The organism is Pseudomonas sp. Larv2_ips (assembly GCF_963879675.1).
In the GTDB taxonomy this organism is placed as follows: Bacteria; Pseudomonadota; Gammaproteobacteria; order Pseudomonadales; family Pseudomonadaceae; genus Aquipseudomonas.
In genome coordinates this window covers 129701-130508 of record NZ_CAWOAW010000022.1, presented here as the reverse complement: position 1 = coordinate 130508, position 808 = coordinate 129701, and the positions used below count along the sequence as shown (strand labels likewise).

Below are 808 nucleotides of genomic sequence, written 5' to 3'. Positions count from 1 at the left end.
GTAGTCTGTAATGTGGCCGTCAGGATCTGTCTGACGCGTAACGTCGCCTTGTTCGTTACGCTCATACTTCCAAACCGCTTCACCCCGCCGTACGACCCGTACGAACCCGTTGTCATGCTCGTAGGAAGTCGGCTCATCCTCCCCAGGAAACAACGCCACCAAACGTCCGGCGTCGTCATACTGATACGCCGTCACCGCCCCCAGCGGATCCTGCTCAACCGTCAGCCGGCCCTTGTCATCGTAGGATTTAAAATGCTCCGCACCGTCCGGATCAATCCGCTGCACCAGCCGCGCCCGCTGATCGTGGACATACACTTCCTGACTGCCATCAGCGTTGTGAACCGTGACTTTGCCGTTGTCATCCCAGGCATAGCGCGTGTCCATCTGCGAAAAACTGGCCCAGTGCCGAACACATCGCGCGGCCTTGCCAGACCGTTCCCACGCCCAAAAGAAACTCGCCCCACCGGCCAACTGCCGCTCAAGGATGACGTGCTGATCGTCGTACCGATAAACCTCGCTTTCGCCTACGGCATTCGTCGCGGAAACCAGTCGTCCCGCCTCGTCATAGACGTAGGAAACGACGTTCTGCTCCGTCACCCAGACGTAGGGCTCACGGCCTTTGGCGCGATGAACCTGATAGTCCACCGCCACAATGCGGCCCAGTTCATAGCGCAAAAACAAAGACCGGCCTACACCGTTATCCAGCCGCTCAATCCGCCCCAAACGATCACGAATAACCCGCAGCCGGTTGTCATACGCGTCGCTGATCGCTGTCAGCACACCGTCGCGGAAATGGTAGAAACGCGAC

The 808-nt window shown here is 58.8% G+C and carries 1 pseudogene; it reads right to left on the bottom strand.

The features are described 5' to 3' along the window. Positions 1-808: pseudogene (locus tag AACV02_RS15930) on the bottom strand (type IV secretion protein Rhs); the annotation flags it as partial.